Origin of the sequence: Rhodococcus ruber (assembly GCF_016804345.1) — a bacterium.
Lineage (GTDB): Bacteria > Actinomycetota > Actinomycetes > Mycobacteriales > Mycobacteriaceae > Rhodococcus > Rhodococcus ruber.
Map to the genome: position 1 here is coordinate 4,207,628 of NZ_CP044211.1, position 19,279 is coordinate 4,226,906.

Below are 19,279 nucleotides of genomic sequence, written 5' to 3' on the forward strand. Positions count from 1 at the left end.
CATCGCTCCCGGGCGGCGGTGGCGCGGGTCACCGCGCCTGCCGCTGCTGCGCATACCAGTCGAGCAACTCCGGTGCGTCGACCGCGCTGCGGTCGACGGTGCGGGCCGCGTCGGCCCCCTGGAACAGCCGCTTGATCGGCACCTCGAGCTTCTTGCCGGTGCGGGTGTGCGGGACACCGGGTGCGGCGACGATGTCGTCGGGCACATGTCGCGGTGAGGCCTGTTCGCGGATCACGGTGCGGATCTTCTCGCGCAGCGCGTCGTCGAGGGTGACGCCGTCGGCGAGCACCACGAACAGCGGCATCCAGTAGCCGCCGTCGGGCTGCTCGGCTCCGATGACGAGCGCTTCGAGGACCTCGGGGAGCTTCTCGACGGCCTGGTAGATGTCGGCGCTGCCCATCCGGACACCGTGCCGGTTGAGCGTCGAGTCGGAACGTCCGTGCATCACGACCGTCCCGCGCCCGGTGATCGTGATCCAGTCGCCGTGCCGCCACACCCCGGGATAGACCGAGAAGTACGCCTCGCGGTAGCGGTGCCCGTCCGGGTCGTTCCAGAAGCGGACCGGCATCGACGGCATCGGGGCGGTCACCACGAGTTCCCCCACGTCGCCGCGGACCGGGCGGCCCTGCTTGTCGAACGCATCGAGCGCGACGCCGAGATACGGCACCGACAGCTCACCCGGCCACACCGGCACGGTGCGCACGGCGCCGACGAACGCGGAGACGACATCCGTGCCGCCGGTGATGGACATGACGGGCACGTGCTCGCCGACGTTGTCGGCCAGCCACCGCGACGACGGCGCCGGCAGCGTCGACCCGGTGACGCCGATCGCGCGCAGCGCGGACAGGTCGTGGTCCCGCCGGGGCACGACGCCCGCCTTGATGCAGGCCAGCACGTACCCCGGGCTGGTGCCCAGGACGGTGACCCGTTCCTGTGCGGCGATCTCCCACAACCGGTCGACCCGCGGGTGCGACGGGCTGCCGTCGTAGCAGACGATCGTCGCCCCGACGAGCAGCCCGGCCGCCTGGAAGTTCCACATCATCCAGCTCGGGCTCGTGTACCAGAAGAAGGTGTCGTCGGATCCGAGGTCCGTGTGCAGCGACACCGCCTTCAGATGCTCGAGCAGGACACCGCCGTGCCCGTGCACGATGCCCTTCGGCAGACCGGTGGTCCCGGACGAGAACACGACCCACAGCGGATGGTCGAACGGCACCGGCTCGGGGCTCAGCGGGTGTTCCCCGACGGTGGCCGCCTCCCAGGTGAGCGCACCTTCGAGGTCCTGATGCGGGTCTGCGAGCCGGGGCACCACGACGGTCAGCGCCAGCGAGGGCAGCTGCTCCCGCAACCGGGCGACCGCCTCGGCGCGGGGGTGGGTGCGGCCGGCGAACCGGTAACCGTCGGCGGTGATCAGGGCGGTGGGGTCGAGTTGCCCGAGCCGGTCCAGGGCCGCGGGCGCCGAGTAGTCCTGACCGCAGGCCGCCCACACGGCGCCGATGCTTGCGGTGGCGAGCAGCGCGACCACGGCCTCGGGAATGTTCGGCAGGTAGCCGACGACGCGGTCGCCGACACCGACGCCGTGCTCGCGCAGGGTGGCGGCCAGCGCGGCCGTCTGCCTGGCGAGTTCGGCCCAGCTCAGCTCGGTGCGTTTCCCGTCCTCACCGACGTGCACGATCGCGGGGCGGTCGTCGCGCGCGTGCCGCAGGGCGTGCTCCGCATAGTTCAGGCGCGCCCCCGGGAACCAGACGGCCCCGGGCATCGTGGCGTCGTCCAGCGCGGGTCCCGGGTCGGTGCGCGACCGTACGTCGAACCAGTCCCACACGTCCTGCCAGAACGGTCCGAGATTGTCGACGGACCACCGCCACAGGGCGTGGTAGTCGGGGAGGGAGACGCCGTGGCGCCGTTCGACCCATCGGGCGAAGGCGGTGAGGCGGGCGCTCGCGACGTCCTGTTCGGTGGGGGTCCACTGGGGCGGGATCTGCGTGTCGGTCATGCCGTCGCGCTCCCTCGGTGATCACCCGAGCGGGCCTCGACGGCGCGGTGCAGGATCTGCTCGGCGTGCCGCAGCACCGGCGCATCGACCATCCGGCCCTCGAACTGGAACACCCCCCGCTCCTCCGGCACCGCCGCCAGCACCCGCCGCGCCCACGCCACATCCTGCTCGCTCGGCGCATACGCCGACCGGATCACCCCCACCTGACCCGGATGGATCGCCACCTTCGCATCGAACCCCACCGCCACCGCATCGAGCGCCTCCGCCCGCAACCCGTCGTGATCCCGGATGTCCAGGAACACCGAATCCAGGGCGAACCGCCCGTACGCCTTCGCCGCCAGCAACGCCTGCGACCGCACGTGCCGCGCCACGTCCCGATACGTCCCGTCGGCCCGGCGCGAGGACTGCCCACCCAGCCCCACCACGAGATCCTCCGCCCCCCACATCAACCCCACCGTGCCCGCGGCCAGCGCGATCTCGTCGACCTTCAACGCCCCCAACGGCGACTCGATCAACGCCACCACCTCCCGCGGCGCCAACGACGTCACCTGCTGCGCCGACTCGCACTTCGCCAGCATCACCCGGGTGTAGTTCGTGACCGCCAGCGCCTTCAGATCGGCGTCGTGCTCGTCGGTGCCGGCCGGGTTCACCCGCACCACCGTGCGAGTGGGATCGAGCGCGGTGTCCTGCAGGCACTTGCGGGCATAGTCCTTGTCCCCCGGCGCCACCCCGTCCTCGAGATCGAGGATCACCACGTCCGCCGTCGCAGCCGCCTTACCGAACCGCTCCGGCCGATCGGCCGGACAGAACAACCACGCCGGGCCGCCGACGCCGTACATAGAGACCTCCTCCATCGGTGATCTCTTCGATGATGCTGTCCGCAGGGCCCCCTGTCAGGGCATTTGCCCAGGATCCGCGCGCCGGATAGTCGTACGCGCGGGAAATGTCAGGTGTGTACGACTGGGCGGCGGGCGGATCTGTCGGTGCCGCGGACGCGGTCAGCGGTCGGCGGCCGCGGCGGACTCCTCGGCGCGGTGCAGGATCTGCTCGGCGTGCCGCAGCACCGGCGCATCGACCATCCGGCCCTCGAACTGGAACACCCCCCGCTCCTCCGGCACCGCCGCCAGCACCCGCCGCGCCCACGCCACATCCTGCTCACTGGGCGCATACGCCGACCGGATCACCCCCACCTGACCCGGATGGATCGCCACCTTCGCATCGAACCCCACCGCCACCGCATCGAGCGCCTCCGCCCGCAACCCGTCGTGATCCCGGATGTCGAGAAACACCGAATCCAGGGCGAACCGCCCGTATGCCTTCGCCGCCAGCAACGCCTGCGACCGCACGTGCCGCGCCACGTCCCGATACGTCCCGTCGGCCCGGCGCGAGGACTGCCCACCCAGCCCCACCACGAGATCCTCCGCCCCCCACATCAACCCCACCGTGCCCGCGGCCAGCGCGATCTCGTCGACCTTCAACGCCCCCAACGGCGACTCGATCAACGCCACCACCTCCCGCGGCGCCAACGACGTCACCTGCTGCGCCGACTCGCACTTCGCCAGCATCACCCGGGTGTAGCTCGTGACCGCCAGCGCCTTCAGATCGGCGTCGTGCTCGTCGGTGCCGGCCGGGTTCACCCGCACCACCGTGCGAGCGGGATCGAGCGCGGTGTCCTGCAGGCACTTGCGGGCATAGTCCTTGTCCCCCGGCGCCACCCCGTCCTCGAGATCGAGGATCACCACGTCCGCCGTCGCAGCCGCCTTACCGAACCGCTCCGGCCGATCCGCCGGACAGAACAACCACGCCGGGCCGCCGACGGCGGGCACGGACCTCATGCCTGCTCCTCCCCGGCCGGCCGGCACTGGACCAGCGTCTGGCGCACCGCGACCGCGACGACGTCGCCGCGCTGGTTGCGCGCCGTGTGCTCGAGCGTGACGATCCCCTGCCCGGGACGGGACTTGGACGCACGCTTGTCGGTGACCAGTGTCTCGGCGTAGAGGGTGTCGCCGTGGCGGACCGGCGCGGGGAACTTGATCTCCGAGAACCCGAGGTTGGCGACGATCGTGCCCTGCGTCAGCTGCGCCACCGACAACCCGACGAGAGTGGACAGGGTGAACATCGAATTCACCAGGCGCTCACCGAATTCGGTGCCCTCGCTGTAGGCGGCGTCGAGGTGCAGCGCCTGCGTGTTCATCGTCATCGTGGTGAACGCGACGTTGTCGGCCTCGGTGACGGTGCGGCCGGGGCGGTGCTCGTAGACGGTGCCGACCTCGAACTCCTCGAACCACAGTCCGCGCTGGGTGACCCGGGTGCTCACAGGCCGAGCTCCCGCGCCACCAGCATGAGCTGGACCTCGGTCGTGCCCTCGCCGATCTCGAGGATCTTGCTGTCCCGGTAGTGCCGCGCGACGGCGTACTCGTTCATGAAGCCGTAGCCGCCGTGGATCTGCGTCGCATCGCGCGCGTTGTCCATCGCCGCCTCCGACGCGACCAGCTTGGCGATGGCAGCCTGCTTCTTGAACGGCTTGCCGGCCAGCATGAGGGCCGCGGCGTCGTAGTAGGCGGCGCGGGCGGCGTGGGCCCGTGCCTCCATCCGGGCGATCTTGAAGGCGATCGCCTGGTTCCGGCCGATGGGACGGCCGAAGGCCTCGCGCTCCTTCGCGTACTTGACCGACTCGTCGACGCAGCCCTGTGCGGCACCGGTGGACAGGGCGGCGATCGCGATGCGGCCCTCGTCGAGGATGCGCAGGAAGTTCGCGTAGCCACGGCCCCGCTCCCCGAGCAGGTTCTCCGCCGGGACCCGCACATCGGTGAAGCTCAGCGGGTGGGTGTCCGAGGCGTTCCAGCCGACCTTGTTGTAGGCGGGCTCGGCCACGAAGCCCGGGGTGTCGGTGGGCACGACGATCGTGGAGATCTCCTTCTTGCCGTCCCGCTCGCCGGTGACGGCGGTGACGGTGACGATCTCGGTGATGTCGGTGCCGGAGTTGGTGATGAACTGCTTGCTGCCGTTGATGATCCACTGATCACCGTCGAGTTTGGCGGTGGTCTTGGTGCCGCCGGCGTCGCTGCCCGCGCCGGGCTCGGTCAGCCCGAACGCGCCCAGGGCCCGGCCGGCCGCGAGCTGCGGCAGCCACTTGCGCTTCTGCTCCTCGGTGCCGAAGCGGTAGATCGGCATGGCGCCGAGCGAGACGCCGGCCTCGAGGGTGATGGCCACGGACTGGTCGACCTTGCCGAGTTCCTCGAGGGCGAGGCACAGCGCGAAGTAGTCGCCGCCCTGTCCGCCGTACTCCTCGGGGAACGGCAACCCGAACAGGCCGAGATCGGCCATGCCCTTGACGACCTCGTACGGAAAGGTGTGGTTGGCGTCGTGCTCGGCGGCGACGGGCGCGACGACGCTCCGCGCGAAGTCGGCGACGGTGTCCTTCAGGTCCCGGTAGTCGTCGGGAAGCTGTCCGGTGGAGAGGTAGTCGGTCATCTGCTGTGTCCTAGCTTTCGGTGGTGTCGGTGGGAACGACGCGGGCGAGGAGCTGGTCGACCTTGACCTGGTCCCCGGGGGCGACGAGAAGTTCGACGGTGCCGTCGACCGGCGTGGTCAGGGCGTGCTCCATCTTCATCGCCTCGACGACGACGACGGTCGTGCCGGCGGTGACGGCGGCCCCCGCCTCGACGGGCACGGCGATGACGGTGCCGGGCATCGGGCTGGTCAGCTCGGCCTCACCGGCGTGGGCGTCGGCGCCGCGGATGCTCGCCTCGCGCGCCTCACGCACCGGCCAGGTGCCGCCGTCGCCGGCGAGCCACAGCTGCCCGTCGCCCTCGGCGACGCGGAACTCCGAGCGCACCCCGTCGAGCGTGACCGCGAGGCGGTCCCCTTCGAATCGAGCGGTGAGCACGCGCTCCGGGCCGTCCTCGATCCGCGCGGTGGCGGCCCCCGGGGTGCCGTTCAGGTGCACGTGGTCGGTGCGGGTGGGGGTGTGCAGCCGCACGGTGGTCGGCGCGGATCCGCCGACGCGCCAGCCGGTGGGCCGGTCCCACGGATCGACGGGGGCGTGGCTCGACGCGGCGGGCCAGCGTCGCAGCCACCGGTGCGCGGCCGCGGCGACGAGCACCGCATCGGGGGTGTCCGGGGCGGCGTAGTCGCCGAGGCGGCGGTCGAGCAGTCCGGTGTCGAGGTTCCCGGCCTGCACGTCGGGGTCGGCGAGCAGGAAGCGGGCGAAGTCGATGTTGGTGACCACCCCGAGGACCGCGGTGTCGGCCAGGGCCCGGTCGAGACGGCGCAGCGCGGCGGCCCGGTCGGGTCCGTGCGCGATCACCTTCGACAGCATCGGGTCGTAATCACTGCCGACGACCGTGCCCACCTCGAGACCGGAGTCGACGCGTACGCCGGACCCTTCCGGCTCGACGACGTCGACCACGGTGCCGCCGGTGGGCAGGAACCCGCGGGCGGGGTCTTCGGCGTAGACGCGGGCCTCGATCGCATGCCCGGTCAGGGTGATCTCGTCCTGCGCGAAACCGAGCGCCTCACCCGCGGCGACGCGCACCTGCCACTCCACCAGGTCCAGTCCGGTGACCATCTCGGTGACGGGGTGCTCGACCTGGAGGCGGGTGTTCATCTCCATGAAGAAGAACTCGTCCGGCGCGTCCGCGGAGACGATGAACTCGACCGTGCCGGCGCCGGTGTAGTCGACGCTGCGGGCGGTGTTGCACGCCGCTTCGCCGATCCGGGCGCGGGTGGCCTCGTCGAGCAGCGGCGACGGGGCCTCCTCGATCACCTTCTGGTGGCGGCGCTGCAGGCTGCACTCACGCTCGCCGAGATGGACGACGTTGCCGTGGGTGTCGGCGAGGATCTGTACCTCGATGTGCCGCGGGCGCTGCACGAAGCGCTCCAGGAAGAGGGTGTCGTCGCCGAACGCGGAGGCGGCCTCGCGTCGCGCCGAGGCGAGCGCCTCGGCGAGCTGCCCGGATTCGGTGACCAGGCGCATGCCCTTGCCGCCGCCGCCGGCGGACGGCTTGATCAGCACCGGGTATCCGATGTCGCCCGCCGCCGCGATCAGTTCGTCGTCGGTCAGGCCGGGCCGGGAGATGCCCGGCACGACGGGGACGTCGAACGCGGCGACGGCGTTCTTGGCGGTGATCTTGTCGCCCATGACCTCGATGGCCTTGGCGGGCGGGCCGAGGAACACGATCCCGGCGTCGGCGCAGGCCTGGGCGAATCCCGAGTTCTCGGACAGGAAGCCGTAACCGGGGTGGATCGCCTGTGCGCCGGTGCGCCGCGCGGCATCGATCACCTTGGCGATGTCGAGGTAGCTCTCCCGGGCGGCGGCGGGGCCGAGGCGCACCGCGGTGTCGGCCTCCCGCACGTGCCGGGCGCCTGCGTCGGCGTCGCTGTACACGGCGACGGAGCGGATCCCCATCTGCCGCAGCGTGCGGATCACCCGCACCGCGATCTCCCCGCGGTTGGCGACCAGAACGGTATGGAACATCCCGGCTGGGCCGGTGGTATCGAACATGTTCAACTGCCTCACATCCGGAAGACGCCGTAGGAAACCGGCTCGAGGGGCGCGTTCGCACACGCCGACAGGGCCAGGCCGAGAACTTCCCGCGTGTCGGCGGGATCGATGATGCCGTCGTCCCACAGCCGCGCGGTCGAGTAGTAGGGGTTGCCCTGGTGCTCGTACTGTTCGCGGATCGGGGCCTTGAACGCCTCCTCCTGCTCGGCGGTCCAGGGCGTGCCGGACGCGTCGAGCTGGTCCGAACGCACCGTCGCCAGCACGGAGGCGGCCTGCTCGCCGCCCATCACCGAGATGCGCGCGTTGGGCCACATCCACAGGAACCGGGGCGAGTACGCCCGCCCGCACATCGAGTAGTTGCCGGCGCCGTAGGAGCCGCCGACGACGACGGTCAGTTTGGGGACACGCGCGCACGCGACCGCGGTGACCATCTTGGCGCCGTGCTTGGCGATGCCGCCGGCCTCGTAGTCCCGGCCGACCATGAAGCCGGAGATGTTCTGCAGGAACAGCAGCGGGATCGAGCGCTTGTCGCACAGCTCGATGAAGTGGGCGCCCTTCTGGGCGGATTCGCCGAACAGCACGCCGTTGTTGGCGATGATGCCGACCGGGTGGCCGTGGATGCGGGCGAACCCGGTGACCAGGGTCTTGCCGTACTCGGCCTTGAATTCGGAGAAGCTCGAACCGGGTCCGGTCGGGTCGCCGTCGACGAGGCGCTCGATGACCTCGTGCACGTCGTAGGGGGTGCGCGGGTCGGTGGGCACCACGTCGTAGAGCTCGGCCGGATCCGCGGCGGGCGCGAAGGTCGGCGCGACGTCCCACGGCCGGGGGGTGCGGGGCCCGAACGTGGCGACGATGGCGCGCACCTTGTTCAGGGCGTCGCGGTCGTCCTCGGCGAGGTGGTCGGTGACGCCGGAGACCTTCGAGTGCAGGTCGCCGCCGCCGAGTTCCTCCGCGGTGACGACCTCGCCGGTGGCGGCCTTCACCAGCGGCGGACCGCCGAGGAAGATGGTGCCCTGGTTGCGGACGATGACGGCCTCGTCGCTCATCGCGGGCACGTAGGCGCCGCCCGCGGTGCACGAGCCGAGGACCGCGGCGATCTGCGGGATGCCCTTGGCGCTCATGGTGGCCTGGTTGTAGAAGATGCGGCCGAAGTGCTCGCGGTCGGGGAACACCTCGTCCTGCCGCGGCAGGAACGCCCCGCCGGAGTCGACCAGGTACAGGCACGGCAGCTGGTTCTGCAGCGCGATCTCCTGGGCCCGCAGATGCTTCTTCACCGTCACCGGGTAGTAGGTGCCGCCCTTGACGGTGGCGTCGTTGGCGACGATGACGCATTCGCGGCCGGACACCCGTCCGATGCCGGCGATCATCCCGGCACCGGGGCACTCGTCGTCGTACATGCCGTTCGCGGCCAGCGGCGCGATCTCGAGGAATGCGCTGCCGGGATCGAGCAGGGCGTCGACGCGCTCGCGGGGCAGCAGCTTCCCGCGGGCGACGTGCCGTTCCCGGGCCTTCTCGCTGCCGCCGAGAGCGGCGGTCGCGAGCTTGTCGCGCAGCTCGGTGACCAGCTGGACGTGCTGCTCGCGGTAGGTCCGCGCAGCGGTTGTCAGGGGGGTTGTCACAGTACAGTCCTCGCCTTGGGGTGGGCGCCTGAGTTAATACTCGATAACTGAAAATGAGGTTAGCTGTGATTAACTGAGTTGTCCAGACCCCGTCAGGAAGGAACGGTGCGGCCGATGACCGAGCTGAAGCCGGACACCGACGAACAGCTGCTCACCGCACGCGGCCGGGCCAAGGCCGACCGGCGACGGCAGCTGCTCCAGGCCGCCGCGCGCCTCGTCGCCGAGCGCGGGTTCAACGGCGTACGACTCGAGGACCTCGGGGCAGCGGTGGGCATCAGCGGCCCCGCCGTCTACCGGCACTTCCCCAACAAGGACGCGCTGCTCGTCGAGCTGCTGGTCGACATCAGCCGTCGCCTGCTGGCCGGCGGCACCGACGTGGTCGACCACACCGACGATCCCCGGCGCACGCTCGACCGCCTGGTGGACTTCCACCTCGACTTCGCGCTCGGGGAACCGGACCTGATCCGGGTGCAGGACCGGGAGCTGCAATCCCTCCCGGCGGACGCCCGCCGGGAGGTGCGCCAGACCCAGCGGCGCTACGTCGAACTGTGGGTGGGCGCCCTGCGCCGCCTCGACCCCACCCTGGGAGAGTCCGACGCACGGACCATGGCGCATGCCGCCTTCGGGCTCATCAACTCGACCCCGCACAGCGCCGACCGGTCCTCCCCCGCCGCGACCCGGGCGGTGTTGCGCCACATGACCCTGGCCGCACTGGGCGCCGAGCGGGCCGGGGACCCCGAATCCGACGCCTGAACAGGCACGGAGCCCCGCCCGGATCACCGGACGGGGCTCCCATCGTGCTGCCGTTACCGGCACTGCACTGCTGCTACCGGACCTTGTCCCTCGTCATCGAGGTGTAGGCCAGGGTCAGCACCGCGGCGACGGCGATACTGATGATCCAGCGCCACCAGTCGATGCCGGGCGTATCACCCTGATCGCTGATCATGCCCCAGATCCAGTAGCCGATCAGGGCGCCGACGATGCCGATGACGATGGTGATGAGCCACCCCATCGCCTGCTTTCCGGGAATCACCAGCCGTGCGAGCACACCGATGACCGCACCGAAGATGATCGTGCCGATGATCTCTCCCATCACGGGCTCCTCTCTCGGAACATCGAACCGTGGGGACGGTATGCCACAGAGTGCGCGGAATATGCGCGCTTCGGGAGAATTCCGGTAAATCTTCTGCAAAATGTTGCGCGGGCCCGCAGATGCGCCCCGGCCGGCCGCCGGGGCGCATCCCGCGATCAGGCGTCGTGGAGGATGACCCCGCGGATGTTCTTGCCGTCGCGCAGGTCCTGGTAGCCCTGGTTGACCTCCTCCAGGCTGTAGCGATGGGTGACCAGCTCGTCGAGCTTCAGCTGGCCCGCGTCGTACAGGCGCAGCAGCCGCACGATGTCGTACTGCGGGTTGGCCGAGCCGAACAGCGAGCCCTTGATGGTCTTCTGGAACAGGGTCAGTTCCGTTCCGGACACGTGCACCGTGAGCTTCTCCGGGTTGGCCAGGCCGGTGATGACGACGGTGCCGCCCTTGCCGACGATCGAGGTGGCCGCCGAGACGACCTCCTCGTCGACGGTGCCGACGAGGATCAGGGCAGCGTCGGCGCCCTGGCCCCAGCTCAGCTCGTTGACCTTCTCGGCCGCCTCGGCGGCAGTGGCGAAGGCGTGCGTGGCACCGAACTTCAGGGCGGTGTCGCGCTTGAACTCCACCGGGTCGACGACCACGACGTACTTGGCGCCCGCGTGCACGGCACCCTGGACGGCGTTGATGCCGAGACCGCCGATGCCGTAGATCACGACGATGTCGCCGGCGCGGACGTCCCCGGCGTACACCGCGGTGCCCCAGCCGGACGGCACACCGCAGCCGACGAGCACGGCGGTCTCGAGCGGGAGCCAGTCGTCGACCTTGACCACCGAGTGCTGCGAGATGGTGGCGCGCTCGGCGAACGTGCCGAGCATGCACATCGCGCCGAAGTCGGTGCTGCCGGAGTGGAACCGGAACGAGCCGTCCGGCATGCAGCCCTCGAGGATGGTGGCCCCCATGTCGCACAGGTTCTGCCGGCCCGTCGAGCAGTACCGGCAGGTCCCGCAGTTCGGGATGAAGCTGCACACGACGTGGTCCCCGGGCTTGACCTTGGTGACGCCGGGGCCGACCTCCTCGATGATGCCGGAGCCCTCGTGGCCGCCGACGATCGGGAAGCGCGGGGGCAGGTCCCCGTCGGTCAGGTGCAGGTCCGAGTGGCACAGCCCCGCCGCGGTGTACTTGATCAGCACCTCACCGGGGCCCGGGCCGTCGAGGTCGAGTTCCATGATCTCGAACGGCTTGCCGGTCTCGAGCAGGACTGCAGCTTTGGTCTTCATCGTTGTTCTCCTCGGGTGTGTCGGGTCAGAGGGCGATGTTCACGGCTTTGGTCTGGGTGTAGAGGTCCAGCGCTCCCGCACCGAGCTCACGTCCCCATCCGGACTGCTTGAACCCACCGAACGGCATGGCGGTGTCGAAGCCGTTGTACTGGTTGATCCACACCGAACCGGCCTTGAGCCGCCGCGCGGTGCGGTGCGCCTTCGACAGGTCTCGCGTCCAGATGCCCGCGGCCAGTCCGTAGATCGAGTCGTTGGCGGCGGCGGAGATGCCGTCGTCGGCGTCGAACGGCATGGCGGCGACGACCGGACCGAAGATCTCCTCGCGCACCACGCTGAAGTCGGGCTGCACGTCCACCAGCACGGTCGGTTCGACGAAGAAGCCCTTGTCGCCCCAGCGCTTTCCACCGGTGAGGGCGCGCGCCCCGTCGATCAGACCCTCGCGCAGGTACCCGGTGACCCGATCCAGCTGCTCCTGGGAGACCAGCGGGCCGAGCTGGGTGGCCGGGTCGAGACCGGGTCCGATCTTCACCTTGCTCGCCGCCTCGGCGACGGCCTCGGTGAACCTCTCGAAGATGGGACGCTCGACGAACAACCGGGTGCCGGCCACGCAGCACTGGCCGTGGTTGAACAGCCACGCATCGAGAGAACCCTGCACGGCCGCATCGAAGTCGGCGTCGGCGAAGACGATGTTCGGGCTCTTGCCGCCGAGTTCGAGCGAGACCTTCTTCAGGTTTCCCTTGGCGGCGTCGACGACCTTCTTGCCCACCTCGGTGGACCCGGTGAAGGCGATCTTGTCGACGTCGTCGTGCGCGGCGAGGGCGGCGCCGGCGTCGCCGAAGCCGGGCACGATGTTCACCACCCCGGGCGGGAACCCGGCCTCTTCGAAGATCTCGGCGAGCAGCAGCGCGGTGAGCGGCGTCTGCTCCGCGGGCTTGAGAATGACGGTATTGCCGGCGGCGAGGGCGGGCGCGAGCTTGAACGCGGCCATCAGCAGCGGGAAGTTCCAGGGCACGATGAGCCCGCACACGCCCACCGGTTCGCGCAGCGTGTAGGCGTGGAACTCGCCGCCGGGCACGAACGGCATCGTGACGTTCACCGTGCTGCCCTCGATCTTGGTGGCCCACCCGGCGTAATAGCGGAAGATGTCCGCCGACCACGCCGTGTCCACGGCCGCGGCGATCACGGCGGACTTGCCGTTGTCGAGCGCCTCGAGCTGGCCGAACTCCTCGGCGCGCTCGGTGAGCAGATCACCGACCCGCCAGATCATGCGCTCCCGCTCGGCGGCCTTCATCGTCGGCCACGGGCCCTCGTCGAATGCCTTGCGGGCGGCCCGCACGGCCCGGTCGACGTCCTCGGCGCCGCCGTGGGCGACGTCGGTGAGCTTGTCCCCGGTCGCGGGATCGTAGGTCGCGAAGACGCGGCCCGAGGCGGCGTCGAGCCATTCGCCGCCGATGTAGAGCTGTCTGGTCCCGGAGAGGAACTCTCGGATCCGCGGAGCGACGATGTGCTCGGCAACAGCTGTCATGCCCAACCTCCTGAAGTAGTGTGACACGGGTCATACTGCTTCGGGCAGGGCTGTGGGAACTGTTCAAGGATTGGACAGTGCGCACATGCGCATACGAGCGACGAGACCCGCGCGGGTACGGTCAGCCCGCGATGCCGAGCGCGCGGATCCGGCTGTAGAGCGTGGTGCGGCTGATACCGAGCTGCGCCGCGGCGTGCACCTTGTTGCCGCCGCTCTCACGCAGCGCCTCGATGATGGCCTCCCGCTCGGCGCGCTCGCGCCCTCCCAGGCGGGAGACCCGGCTCGTCGCCCGGTAGTCGACCGGCAGATCCTCCCGTCGCACCGGCAGCGGGGACTCCCGCACCGGGACGGCGGCGAGCACCGCCCGCAGTTCGGCGAGGTTGCCGGGCCACGAACGTTCCGACAAGGCCGTCAGGGCACTCGGGCCCAGGCGCAGATCCGGTCGGCCGAGTTCCTGCGCGAGCGCGGCGGCCAGGTCACCGAGTTCCCGGATCCGTTGCCGCAGGGCCGGGACCCGGACCTGACCGGGGCAGCGTGCCAACAGCTCCCGCACCGGCGGCCGGATGCCGTCGACGGGGTCGGCCGTGAGCACGAGCCGCGGTGCGGCCGGGTCGGAGAGCATCGACGAGAGCAGCGCCGGCACCGGGTCCGGCGCCAGGTGCACGTGTTCGACGACCACGAAGCCGCGGTCCGTCGCGGCGGCCGCGACCGTGAGCAACCGGGCCGACCATTCGCGTTCACCCTCACCGACGATCCGGGCGGCATCCAGGAACGTGCCCGCCTCACGGACGAGTTCCCTTGCCGCCCAGGTTCGCCCACTGCCGGGCTCGCCGACGATCGCCACGCCACCGGCACCGTCGCGCAGCCGCCCGAGCCGCCGCCGTAGCCGCGTCGTCGCATCCTGCGCGACGTCGCTCCGGGGCACGGGTTCGCGTGCCCCGGAGGCGTCGAGCAGGAACAACGCACCGCTGCCGATGCCCGGGATGCGGTCGATCCGCAATCGGGTGCTGCCGCCGGCGGACAGCGCGAAGTCCATGGTGCGGGACTCCCCCGCCGGCAGATCGACCGCGATCGCGCGCAGGGCAGCGTGATCGGCGGGCAGGAGCAGTTCGACGGCGGCCTTGTTGGTGAGCATGATGTCCTCGCCCATGGCCGCGACCGCGACGCCGCGCTGCTGCGCGGCCCGCTGGAACGCGTCGACGACCCGCCGGTCGGACTCGCGGGCGCCCTCGAGCAGCCGTGCCTCGATGTCGCGGGCCGCCCGGGCGAGGAACGGCGCGAACAGCGGATTGGCGGTCTTGCCGGCGGCGGTGATGTCGAGGATGCCTTCGATGCGACGGGTGACCGGATGCACGAGGGGATGCCCGTAGCAGCTGAAGTCCTTGAGGGACTCGAGGTAGTGCTCTTCGCCGTGCACCACGAGGCTCTGCCGCACCTCGAACGGGGTGCCGAGTGCATTGGTGCCGTAGGTGTCCTCGCTCAGGGCGGCGCCGGGGACCACGCCGATCTCCTCCATGGCCCGTTGCATGGGTGCCGAGTCGAACAACCGGGCCACGATCCGGCAGTCGCGGTCCACGAGGAGGATGCAGCAGCCCGTGCCGGCGAGCTGGGTGCGCAGCTCGTCGAGTACCGGCCGGGCGGCGTCGAGCAGCCGCCCGGCCGCGTCCGAGGGGCCCAGCAGGGTCGGTTCGGGAAGCCGTCCCGGGTCTATCCCGCTCAGCTGTGAGCGCTTCCAGGACAGCGCGATCTCCGGCCGCAGACCGTTCACCCCTGTCCGGCCTCCCCGAGCAGGGCCGTCGAGATCTCACGCATCTCGACCTTGCGGATCTTGCCGGTGACCGTCATCGGGAACTCGTCGACGACGTGCACGTAGCGGGGGATCTTGTAGTGCGCGAGCTTGCCCGTGCAGTACTCGCGCAGCGACTGCGCGTCGAGCGGTGCCGCACCCTCTCGCATCCGGATCCACACCATGAGCTCCTCCCCGTACTTCTGGTCGGGCACCCCGACGACCTGGGCGTCGAGGATGTCCGGGTGGGTGTAGAGGAACTCCTCGATCTCCCGCGGGTAGATGTTCTCGCCGCCACGGATGACCATGTCCTTGATGCGGCCGGTGACCGAGACGTACCCGTCGGCGTCCATGACGCCGATGTCGCCGGTGTGCATCCACCGGGCGGCGTCGATGGCGTCGGCGGTCTTGTCGGGCTGGTTCCAGTAGCCGAGCATCACCGAGTAGCCGCGGGTGCACAGTTCGCCCGGCTCGCCGCGCGGGACGGTCAGGCCCGTGGCCGGATCGACGATCTTGACCTCGAGGTGCGGGCCGACGCGGCCGACGGTGGACACCCGCTGGTCGATGGTGTCGTCGCTGCGGGTCTGCAGCGACACCGGGGAGGTCTCGGTCATGCCGTAGCAGATGGAGACCTCGGCCATGCCCATCCGTTCGATGACCTGCTTCATCACCTCGACCGGGCACGGCGAGCCCGCCATGATGCCGGTGCGCAGGCTCGACAGGTCGAAGCCGTCGAAGCCGGGGTCGGCGAGTTCGGCGATGAACATCGTCGGCACACCGTAGAGGGAGGTGCAGCGCTCCTCGGCGACGGCGGCCAGCGTCTGGGCCGGGTCGAAGGCCGGTCCCGGGATCACCATCGTCGCACCGTGGCTGGTGCAGGCCAGATTGCCCATCACCATGCCGAAGCAGTGGTAGAAGGGCACCGGGATGCACACCTTGTCCTGCTCGGTGTAGTGGCACAGCTCGCCCACGAAGAACCCGTTGTTGAGGATGTTGTGGTGGCTGAGGGTGGCGCCCTTGGGGAATCCGGTCGTGCCGGACGTGTACTGGATGTTGATCGGATCGTCGGCCGACAGGTCGCGCTGCGCGGCGTCGAGCCGGGTGCGGTCGTCGGCGAGTGCGGCGCGGCCGGACTCGCCGAGCTCGTCCCAGTCGGGAGAGCCGAGCAGCACCACCTGTTCGAGATCCGGGCAGTTGCCCCGCACCTCGTCGATCATCGCCGCGTAGTCGGACGTCTTGAACCTCGGGGCCGCGACCAGCATGCGGATTCCGGCCTGGGTGAGCACGTACTGCAGTTCGTGCGAGCGGTAGGCCGGGTTGATGTTGACCAGGATCGCGCCGATCTTCGCGGTGGCGTACTGGACGAACACCCACTCGGCGCAGTTGGGCGCCCAGATGCCCACCCGGTCGCCCTTGCCGATGCCGGCCCGCAGCAGCCCGAACGCGAGAGCGTCGACCTCGCCGGCGAGCTCGGTGTAGGTCCAGCGCCGGCCGGCGGCGCGGTCGACGAGCGCGTCCCGCTCACCGTGCCGGGCGACGGTGCGGTCGAAGTTGTCGCCGATCGTGTCCCCGAGCAGCGGGGTGTTCCACGCCCCCGAGGTGTAGCTGGGCAGTTCGGGTGTGGTGAAACCGGTCATTGGTGCTCCTGCAGTGTGCGCGGCCCGGGACGAGCGACGGGGTCTCGAGGACTCGTCCACCATGCTCGCCGATCCGGGGCCGCAGGTGTTCGGATTCTGGACAGTTGAGGGGGTGGTGACAGCACGAGGCGCCCTCCCCGGGGTGTCGGGGAGGGCGCCGGCGGGATCAGAGCGCTCGGTCCCGGGTCTCGACGAGGGCCTTCGTGCACACGAAGCTCAGGACGCCGAGCACGGAGAGCATGACGCCGATGGCGATGCCGCCGTAGGACGCGGCCAGGGGCGCGGCCAGCATGGGCGGGATCGCACCGCCGAGGACGCCGGCGAGGTTGTAGCCGAGTCCGGCGCCGGTGTACCGGTACCGGGTGTGGAACATCTCCGGCAGCAGTGCGCCGCACGGGCCGTAGGCGATGCCGAAGATGGCCAGGGTGACCATCATGCCGACGACGAACGCGACCGGCGATCCGGTGTCGAGCAGCGGGAACAGCGCCAGCGCCCACACGACGGAGAAGCCGCACGAGATCATGATGACGCGACGGCGTCCGACCCGGTCGGAGTAGAGCGCGGAGAGCACGATCGCGGCGCCGAACACGAGCGACGAGACGATGCCGACGGTCAGGACGAACGGCCGGGAGAAGCCGAGGGTCTTGGTCGCGTAGCTGGTCAGGTACGCGGTGCCCATGTAGAAGAAGGCGAACATGATCGCCAGGGCGCCGGCCGAGAGGAGGATCTCCTTGGTCTGGTAGCGCAGGGCGTCGAGGAACGGCAGGGTGCGCTTCTCGGCCGGGGCGGCGGCGCGGGCTTCGCTCTCGGCCCGGAACACCGGGGTCTCCTGGATGGCGAGGCGCATGTACAGACCGACGGCCACGAGAACGATGCTGAGCAGGAACGGGATTCGCCAACCGTAGTCGAGGAAGGCCTCGTTGGTGTCGCCGAGGGCCAGGCCGGTGAACAGGAAGGTGCCGCTCGACAGGGCGAAGGCGATGGCCGGGCCCAGCTGGGGGAACATCGCATACAGGCCGCGTTTGCCCGGTGGCGCGTACTCGGCGGTGAGCAGCGTCGCGCCGGCCCATTCACCGCCGACGGCGAAGCCCTGGGCGAAGCGCAGCAGCACGAGGATGATCGGGGCGGCGACGCCGATCGTCTCGGCGCCCGGAAGCAACCCGATGAGCAGGGTCGAGATGCCCATCAGCAGCAGGGTGGAGACGAGGGTCTTCTTGCGGCCGATGCGGTCGCCGAAGTGCCCGAACAGCATGGCGCCGACCGGGCGCGCGATGAAGGCGACGGCGAAGGTCGCGAACGAGGCGACCGTGCCGGCGGTGGCGCCGAGCGCCGGGAAGAACACCGTCGGGAAGACCAGGGCTGCGGCGGTTCCGTAGATGAAGAAGTCGTAGAACTCGATGGTGGTGCCGATGCAGCTGGCGATGGCGACGCGTCGGATGCCGGGGCCGCCCGGGGCAGGAGCGGTCGGCGCGGCGGGCTTGTGCCCCGCCGGTACCACGGGGGGTTCGGCCCCCGGTGTCGACACTGTGGTCACGTCTGTCCTCCGTATTTCCGTCCGAGCCGCGGCGGACCTGCGCCGCGGGATGGAAGGAAAGGTAGTGATCCGCCTCACTCCCCCACTACCCCCGAAAGGGGGGTGGCTGTGAGCCGTATCACGTAGTTCGGCGAACGAATGACCGGAGCGCGTCGGGCATCCCGGCGCGGCCACCGGGGCGGACCGGCCGCGCCCGCGCCGCCTACGCTCCGTCCATGACGACGACCTGGGAACCGGGCACCCGGGGGTTCTGGCCCTCCCGTCGGGCCGGACCGTCCGGGGCCGGGGCGTCCGCCGGCCCCTGCCGACCGGCCCGCACCCCACACTCGGGATCTACCGCTCGGGCCGGAAACCGCCGACGGTCCCGTGGCAGGCCCGATGGATCCGCTGGCCCGACTTCCGGCTCCCAGCCGATCCCCGGGCCGCGCGCCGGATACTGCACGAGGCATGGGAGCGGTGTGTGGCCGAACGCGTCGAAGTCGCCTGCGGCGGGGGACACGGCCGCACGGGCACCGCGCCGGCCTGCCTGGCGATCCTCGACGGCGTGCCGCCCGCCGACGCGGTTGCCTATGTGCGCGAGCACTATTCGCGCCGAGCGGTGGACACGCCCGGGCAACGGCGCTTCGTCGCCGCGTTCCGGTGACCGGCGCGTCAGCGACCGGCGGCGCCGGCGAGTTCGGCGCGCATCTCGCGCCACACGGTCGCGTACGAGTCGATGTTCGGTGCCGTGGCCCATGCCAGCGCGCCGGACTTGATCTTCCCGAGCGCCTCGGCGAACAGGTCCTGGTACCGCGACAGGCGCGGAACGAAGGCCGACACGTCGTCGAAGAGATTCTGCGCCTTGCGATCCAGCTCGATCAGTTCGTCGAGGAAGTTGGCGGATTCCGGGTCGGCGAGCAGCGCGGTGAGCTCGTCGTCGAGCGGCCCGAACTGTTCGAACAGCTCCGCGAGGGAATCCTCGTCGATCGAGACGCGCTCCGCGTCGAGCTGATCGGTCAGCTCCGCAGCACCCGCGTCGGTCAGGGAGATACCGTCGCCGCTCTCCTTCGCCTTGCCCTGGGCGACGAGTGCGTCGAACGCCGCCCGGCCGGACGCGACGGACACCCCGAGATGCGCCGCGATCACCTCCGCGGTGACGGTCTGCTTCAGCCGCACCGTCTGCAGCAGAGCCAGCTCGTCGACATTGCCAGCGAAAGCCATCGTGTCCTCTCCTCGTCGCCCGGTCGCGGGCCGTACGTGTCACCCGGTCGGGCGGAGTACATGATTTGGCGGATGCGGCGGCAATGTCAACCGGCCACGCGGATGCGTCACGTTCTCGCCG

At 70.5% G+C, this 19,279-nt stretch carries 15 protein-coding genes and 1 pseudogene; 2 read left to right on the forward strand and 14 right to left on the reverse strand.

Annotated elements, in window-relative coordinates; all coding sequences use genetic code 11:
* Positions 1 to 28 precede the first annotated feature (28 nt).
* The 7 genes from F1734_RS19195 to F1734_RS19225 all read right to left on the reverse strand — a co-directional run bounded on the left by F1734_RS19195 (position 29) and on the right by F1734_RS19225 (position 9,115).
* Entirely contained in the window at positions 29 to 1,990 is a 1,962-nt protein-coding gene (locus tag F1734_RS19195) for an acetoacetate--CoA ligase (protein ID WP_203010929.1), read from the reverse strand.
* The gene (locus F1734_RS19200; RefSeq protein ID WP_274382433.1) at positions 1,987 to 2,844 is read right to left on the reverse strand and encodes an HpcH/HpaI aldolase/citrate lyase family protein; all 858 of its coding nucleotides are present in this window, start codon (positions 2,842 to 2,844) and stop codon (positions 1,987 to 1,989) included. The genes F1734_RS19195 and F1734_RS19200 overlap by 4 nt, the downstream gene beginning before the upstream one ends.
* Positions 2,845 to 2,988: 144 nt before the next feature.
* The gene (locus F1734_RS19205) at positions 2,989 to 3,825 is read right to left on the reverse strand and encodes an HpcH/HpaI aldolase/citrate lyase family protein (RefSeq protein WP_203010931.1); all 837 of its coding nucleotides are present in this window, start codon (positions 3,823 to 3,825) and stop codon (positions 2,989 to 2,991) included.
* Positions 3,822 to 4,307, reverse strand: coding sequence for a MaoC family dehydratase (locus tag F1734_RS19210; RefSeq protein WP_040272224.1), 486 nt, complete (start codon positions 4,305 to 4,307; stop codon positions 3,822 to 3,824). Before F1734_RS19210 ends, F1734_RS19205 begins: the two co-directional genes overlap by 4 nt.
* Positions 4,304 to 5,464 carry an acyl-CoA dehydrogenase family protein gene (locus tag F1734_RS19215; RefSeq protein WP_010591911.1) on the reverse strand — a complete coding sequence of 387 codons (1,161 nt, stop codon included), beginning with the start codon at positions 5,462 to 5,464 and terminating at the stop codon, positions 4,304 to 4,306. The genes F1734_RS19210 and F1734_RS19215 overlap by 4 nt, the downstream gene beginning before the upstream one ends.
* Before the next feature lie 10 nt (positions 5,465 to 5,474).
* Positions 5,475 to 7,496 carry an acetyl/propionyl/methylcrotonyl-CoA carboxylase subunit alpha gene (locus tag F1734_RS19220; protein WP_010591912.1) on the reverse strand — a complete coding sequence of 674 codons (2,022 nt, stop codon included), beginning with the start codon at positions 7,494 to 7,496 and terminating at the stop codon, positions 5,475 to 5,477.
* 11 nt (positions 7,497 to 7,507) lie between these two features.
* Positions 7,508 to 9,115, reverse strand: coding sequence for a carboxyl transferase domain-containing protein (locus tag F1734_RS19225; RefSeq protein ID WP_010591913.1), 1,608 nt, complete (start codon positions 9,113 to 9,115; stop codon positions 7,508 to 7,510).
* Positions 9,116 to 9,229: 114 nt separating this feature from the next.
* Here F1734_RS19225 and F1734_RS19230 point away from each other — a divergent pair, with 114 nt between their 5' ends.
* Entirely contained in the window at positions 9,230 to 9,868 is a 639-nt protein-coding gene (locus F1734_RS19230; RefSeq protein WP_010591914.1) for an SACE_7040 family transcriptional regulator, read from the forward strand.
* 73 nt (positions 9,869 to 9,941) lie between these two features.
* On the opposite strand, the gene F1734_RS19235 is transcribed toward F1734_RS19230, so the two are convergent.
* The 6 genes from F1734_RS19235 to F1734_RS19260 all read right to left on the reverse strand — a co-directional run bounded on the left by F1734_RS19235 (position 9,942) and on the right by F1734_RS19260 (position 17,958).
* Positions 9,942 to 10,208 carry a GlsB/YeaQ/YmgE family stress response membrane protein gene (locus F1734_RS19235; protein ID WP_010591915.1) on the reverse strand — a complete coding sequence of 89 codons (267 nt, stop codon included), beginning with the start codon at positions 10,206 to 10,208 and terminating at the stop codon, positions 9,942 to 9,944.
* Between the two features lie 155 nt (positions 10,209 to 10,363).
* The gene (locus F1734_RS19240) at positions 10,364 to 11,476 is read right to left on the reverse strand and encodes an NDMA-dependent alcohol dehydrogenase (protein WP_040272221.1); all 1,113 of its coding nucleotides are present in this window, start codon (positions 11,474 to 11,476) and stop codon (positions 10,364 to 10,366) included.
* Positions 11,477 to 11,501: 25 nt separating this feature from the next.
* Positions 11,502 to 13,001 (reverse strand): aldehyde dehydrogenase family protein, encoded by a 1,500-nt coding sequence (locus tag F1734_RS19245; RefSeq protein WP_040272217.1) that lies wholly within the window; start codon positions 12,999 to 13,001, stop codon positions 11,502 to 11,504.
* Positions 13,002 to 13,122: 121 nt separating this feature from the next.
* Positions 13,123 to 14,769 (reverse strand): sigma-54-dependent Fis family transcriptional regulator, encoded by a 1,647-nt coding sequence (locus tag F1734_RS19250; RefSeq protein ID WP_010591918.1) that lies wholly within the window; start codon positions 14,767 to 14,769, stop codon positions 13,123 to 13,125.
* A complete protein-coding gene (locus tag F1734_RS19255; RefSeq protein WP_040272215.1) occupies positions 14,766 to 16,424 on the reverse strand; it encodes an AMP-binding protein in 1,659 nt (552 codons plus the stop codon). The genes F1734_RS19250 and F1734_RS19255 overlap by 4 nt, the downstream gene beginning before the upstream one ends.
* 166 nt (positions 16,425 to 16,590) lie before the next feature.
* Entirely contained in the window at positions 16,591 to 17,958 is a 1,368-nt protein-coding gene (locus F1734_RS19260; RefSeq protein ID WP_371851035.1) for an MFS transporter, read from the reverse strand.
* 215 nt (positions 17,959 to 18,173) lie between these two features.
* On the opposite strand from F1734_RS19260, the pseudogene F1734_RS19265 reads away from it, so the two are divergent.
* A pseudogene (locus tag F1734_RS19265) lies at positions 18,174 to 18,601 on the forward strand (protein-tyrosine phosphatase family protein).
* An 8-nt stretch (positions 18,602 to 18,609) separates the two neighbouring features.
* Here F1734_RS19265 and F1734_RS19270 read toward each other — a convergent pair.
* A complete protein-coding gene (locus F1734_RS19270) occupies positions 18,610 to 19,158 on the reverse strand; it encodes a hypothetical protein (RefSeq protein WP_010591922.1) in 549 nt (182 codons plus the stop codon).
* Positions 19,159 to 19,279: the final 121 nt, after the last annotated feature.